This is a genomic window from Micromonospora phytophila (assembly GCF_023656545.1).
GTDB classification, from domain to species: domain Bacteria; phylum Actinomycetota; class Actinomycetes; order Mycobacteriales; family Micromonosporaceae; genus Micromonospora; species Micromonospora phytophila.
This window is the reverse complement of the sequence record NZ_JAMOKF010000430.1, coordinates 1-3,866: the sequence shown is the minus strand read 5'-3', so window position 1 is coordinate 3,866 and position 3,866 is coordinate 1. Positions and strand designations below refer to the sequence as shown.

Here is a 3,866-nt window from a genome sequence, read left to right as displayed (position 1 = left end):
AGTCCGGCGCGACGCGGCCTGACGAAGGACGCCGGCTGAACCGAGTCCCGCCCGACGCGGCCTGAGGAGGGACTCCGGCCCACCCGGCACCTGGCCGTTGTCGGTCAGGCGGCGGCCAGGGCGGTCAAGCCGGCGTGCTCGGGCGAGGCCAGGAAGCGGGCCAGCACCTCGGCGGTGCCGGGGGTCCACGGGCGTCCGTCGAAGAGCTGGTCGGTGGGGACGAAGACGATGGCCTCGCCCTCACCGAGCACGACATCCCGCTGCCGGGCCCGGGTCGCGCCGCAGAAGTAGTGCTTGACCAGCCCCGGCCCGGGCAGCTCCTGGGTGGCGAAGTGGGCAAGGCCGTGCGCCGCGCGCAGGCCGGTCTCCTCCCACAGCTCCCACACCGCCGTCTCCGCGATGCTCTCCCCCGGCTCGTGGTGCCCGCCCGGCAGCCCCCAGTGGCGCGGATGGCGCGGCGCGCGCCCGTCGCGCAGTTGCACCAGCAGCCGGCCGTCCCGGTCGACCAGCAGCACGCAGGCGATCTCGATCACTCCCGCAGCCTAGGGCCTGTCCTGCTTCGAAACATGGCCTACTAGCCGCGCTTGGGCCAGATGAGGCCCTGATCGGTCCAAATGACACCCTTGTTGCGGCAGAGGCAGAAGGGGTGGCCAATGGGGTCGGCGTAGACGCGGAAGCCGTAGCCATTGGGGCCGATGCAGTCCCGCTGCAGGGTCGCGCCGAGGGCCAGGACGCGGCGCTGTTCGGCCTCGATGTCGTCGACTTCGAAGTCGAGGTGGAACTGCTTGGGGTGCTCGCTGTCGGGCCACTGCGGGGCGCGGTAGTCCTCGACCTGGATGAAGGCCAGTTCGATCTCGCCGAACTGGATACCGGCCCAGTCCTCGTTACTGCCCTCCTTGACCGGGAGCCCCATCACCCCAGAGTAGAAGGCTGCCAGCTTCATCGTGTCCGGGCAATCGATGATGAAGTCGGTTAGTCGTAGCATCCCGCGATCTTGCCACAAGATCAAATGAGCCGGACTTTGAGACAGGCCCCTAGCCGGGCCCGCCGTCGCCACCCGACCCGTCGATCTGGTAGGGCCGCGGCGTACCGCGGGTCGGCGGCGCGGCCGAGCGCCGGTGGCTCTACTGCTGCCTGCTGCGACGGGCGGCCCGCACGCCGAACACCACCGCGCCGACGACGAGCACGACGCCCAAGAGCTGGAGCCCCGGCGAGTCATCGGCCTCCCCCAGCACGATGCCTGCAACCCCGATCGCGATGGCGAGGACGGCGAGGACGTACTTCATGGATTCTCCTGTCAGAGGCCGAGCCGTCGGCGGTCCTGCCGGTGCGCGGGTCGACGTGGTCGACGTATTCAGTGCGCGGCACGTGGTGGGCGGGGGTGGTTCATTCGTCGACCACTCTGCGTCGATGCGCACGACGATCGGCATCAGATCACCGGATCGAGTATCACGCGATAGCTATCGAAAGTCAATCGATTTGGTGATCTCCTGCGGGAGCGTCCCCGCCGCTGGGTCATGCCGCCGACCCGTCACGATGGACACGGTGAGCCAGGCGAGCACGCCGGTTGCCTGTCGGCTGGAGGATAAGGCGGTGTACGTGGTGAATGCCCACAGCGCGACCCCTCGGGTCGTGAGGGAAGAGGACCTCGTCGGCTTCACGGCCGGCCAGCTCGTGGACGTGATGAAGGCCCTCACGGTGATCCTGACCCTGCCCCAGTCGGCCGCCGATCACGTCGACGCACTCGTCATCGCCAGCGGTCAGGGCGAGGAGTGGCGTTTCACCCACGCGATCCGCACCTGGGAGGCGAACCCGGGCCTCCGCCACCTCCTGATGGCGAACGGGAACCCGGCCGAAGAGACCTACGTCGAGATCACGCTCGACTACCTGCGCAGCCTCGGCCTCCGTCGCATCGACGGGGTCCACGTTCAGGCCGAACCGGCCCCCAACACCGGCCGGCAAGCCGCATGGATCGTCGACCAGGTCAAAGGCCGCGGCATCAGAAGCCTCGCGCTCACCGTCTCCCCCTACCACCTGCCCCGCGCCTACCTCACGGTCCTCAAGGCATGTGACAGCAGCGGTGTTCGCCTCCCCATCATCCCGGCCCCCGTGGCCGTCCCCCCGGACACACCTGTCCCGGAAACCGGAGCCACCGCCTACGACCTCGTGCCAGGGGAAGTGAAACGCATCCTCACCTACATGGACGAGGGATGGGTCGCCACCTGCGAGGACCTTCAGCAATATCTGCAGTGGCTGTGGAGCCGACACAGGTCCCTCCTCCTGCGAGCCTCGGCCTGAGACGCACGGCCACGATTCCGAAAGCGCTTCAACCGCGGCCGGAACGCCCTCCGCAAACCGCAAACCTTCAGATGATCGACCGGGCCGCTCTTCGGGCTCGGCCGTGGAACTCGGCGCAGGCCTGCTCGCGGCGGCGGAGACGGCCGGCGCGGCGCTGCAGGACAGCGCCGACGCGGTCGACGTCGAGGTCGGCGAGGTGAGGAGGGTCAGCGAGCCGGCCGGGCGGGGCACGGGTCACCTGGCGCTGGTCGACGCGGTCGCGCTCTGGACCACAGGGCTGTTCTGCCTGAGCCTGGTGCTGCCGGACCGGGTGCAGCGCGTGGCGACGCTGGTCTTCTCGATCGTGCTGATCATCGTGGCGTTCGTCGCGCTGCTGGTCGCCTTCGTCGAGCTCACCGTCATGGTGTCGCTCTTCCTGGCCCCGCGCTTCGGCACGCTGGCGTACCTCGCTGTGGGGGTTCTTCCCGGTCGGCGACGCCGCGCTGGTGCTCGGGCTGGTGCTGCTGGTCGGCTCGATCCCGGCGATCGTCAAGGCGGTCCGGGTCAGCGCCACCGGATGAACCGGACGAGTGGGCGGCATCGGACGGTGCGGGCGGACCCGTCGGGCGCCCCGCGTGTCGGAGTCCACCCGGTGACCCCGATTCAACCCGGCTGCGGCTGGGGACAATAGCGCCGGCGGGCTGCCCGGGACCGGGAACACTCGCGGGGACAGGGGGGCCGGACGTGGATCGAGGAGAGAGCGGCAGCGGGCCGATGGAGCCGCCGCCGTCCGTGGACGACCTCTTCCCCGGCGACGACGCGACCAGCGCCGCCCACCGGGCGTGCGACTGGGCGGCCACCCCGCTGGGGCCGGTGGAGTCGTGGCCGGCCGAGCTGTGCGCCGCGGTGCGCACCGTGTTGCCGTCGAAGATCCCGATGCTGCTCTGGTGGGGTCCGGAGCTGGTGCAGATCTTCAACCACGCGTACACCCCGGTCCTCGGCGACAAGTACCCGGCGGCGGTCGGTCAGCGGGGCGCGGAGTGCTGGGCGGAGGTCTGGGCGGAGCTGGGCCCGCTCACCGAGCAGGTGCTCGCCGGCCACGGCGCCACCTACTCCGAGAACCAGCTGCTCATGCTCGACCGGCACGGCTACCTGGAGGAGACGTACTGGACGTTCTCCTACAGCCCGGCCTGTGACGGGCGGGGCCGGGTCGCCGGCATCTTCGTGGCCACCACCGACGTCACGGCCCGGGTGCTGGGCGACCGACGGCTGGAGACGCTGCGCGAGCTGGGATCGGTCTCCATCGCGGAGGCGGACACCGCCGACGACGCCGTCCGGGCGGCGGGCCGGGTGCTCGCCGGCAGCCCCGCCGACCTGCCCCTGCTGATGATCTACCTGCGGCACGGGCGGACCGTCCCGGACGAGGACGCGACCCCCTCGGCGGACCCCGGCGGCGACGAGCTGGTCCTGGCCGCCTCGTTCGGGGTCGACGCCGGCGACGGACCGGTCGCGGGGCCGGCGCCGGAATGGCTGCCGGAGGTCGTCGAGGTGATGCGCACCGGGCGGCCGGTGCGGGCCCGGGGACTGGC

At 70.9% G+C, this 3,866-nt stretch carries 6 protein-coding genes; 3 read left to right on the top strand and 3 right to left on the bottom strand.

Features of this window, described 5'->3' with window-relative positions; all coding sequences use genetic code 11:
• Positions 1 to 104: 104 nt before the first annotated feature.
• From NCC78_RS28970 to NCC78_RS28960, 3 genes are all read right to left on the bottom strand, one after another.
• A complete protein-coding gene (locus tag NCC78_RS28970) occupies positions 105 to 533 on the bottom strand; it encodes an NUDIX domain-containing protein (RefSeq protein WP_284706364.1) in 429 nt (142 codons plus the stop codon).
• Positions 534 to 574: 41 nt separating this feature from the next.
• A complete protein-coding gene (locus NCC78_RS28965) occupies positions 575 to 985 on the bottom strand; it encodes a VOC family protein (protein ID WP_250798496.1) in 411 nt (136 codons plus the stop codon).
• A 139-nt stretch (positions 986 to 1,124) separates the two neighbouring features.
• Positions 1,125 to 1,286, bottom strand: coding sequence for a hypothetical protein (locus NCC78_RS28960; protein WP_250798494.1), 162 nt, complete (start codon positions 1,284 to 1,286; stop codon positions 1,125 to 1,127).
• Positions 1,287 to 1,602: 316 nt separating this feature from the next.
• On the opposite strand from NCC78_RS28960, the gene NCC78_RS28955 reads away from it, so the two are divergent.
• The 3 genes from NCC78_RS28955 to NCC78_RS28945 all read left to right on the top strand — a co-directional run.
• Positions 1,603 to 2,298: an ElyC/SanA/YdcF family protein gene (locus tag NCC78_RS28955; RefSeq protein ID WP_250798497.1), complete on the top strand. Its 696-nt coding sequence runs from the start codon at positions 1,603 to 1,605 to the stop codon at positions 2,296 to 2,298.
• A 103-nt stretch (positions 2,299 to 2,401) separates the two neighbouring features.
• Positions 2,402 to 2,968: a hypothetical protein gene (locus NCC78_RS28950; RefSeq protein ID WP_250798493.1), complete on the top strand. Its 567-nt coding sequence runs from the start codon at positions 2,402 to 2,404 to the stop codon at positions 2,966 to 2,968.
• 53 nt (positions 2,969 to 3,021) lie between these two features.
• Positions 3,022 to 3,866 (top strand): PAS domain-containing protein (locus NCC78_RS28945; RefSeq protein WP_250798492.1); only part of this gene is annotated, 845 nt, incomplete at its 3' end.

Excerpts from the sequence above, each read along its gene's own strand:
- NCC78_RS28965 (WP_250798496.1), bottom strand. The coding sequence starts at position 985 with ATGCTACGACTAACCGACTTCATCATCGATTGCCCGGACACGATGAAG.
- NCC78_RS28960 (WP_250798494.1), bottom strand. The coding sequence starts at position 1,286 with ATGAAGTACGTCCTCGCCGTCCTCGCCATCGCGATCGGGGTTGCAGGC.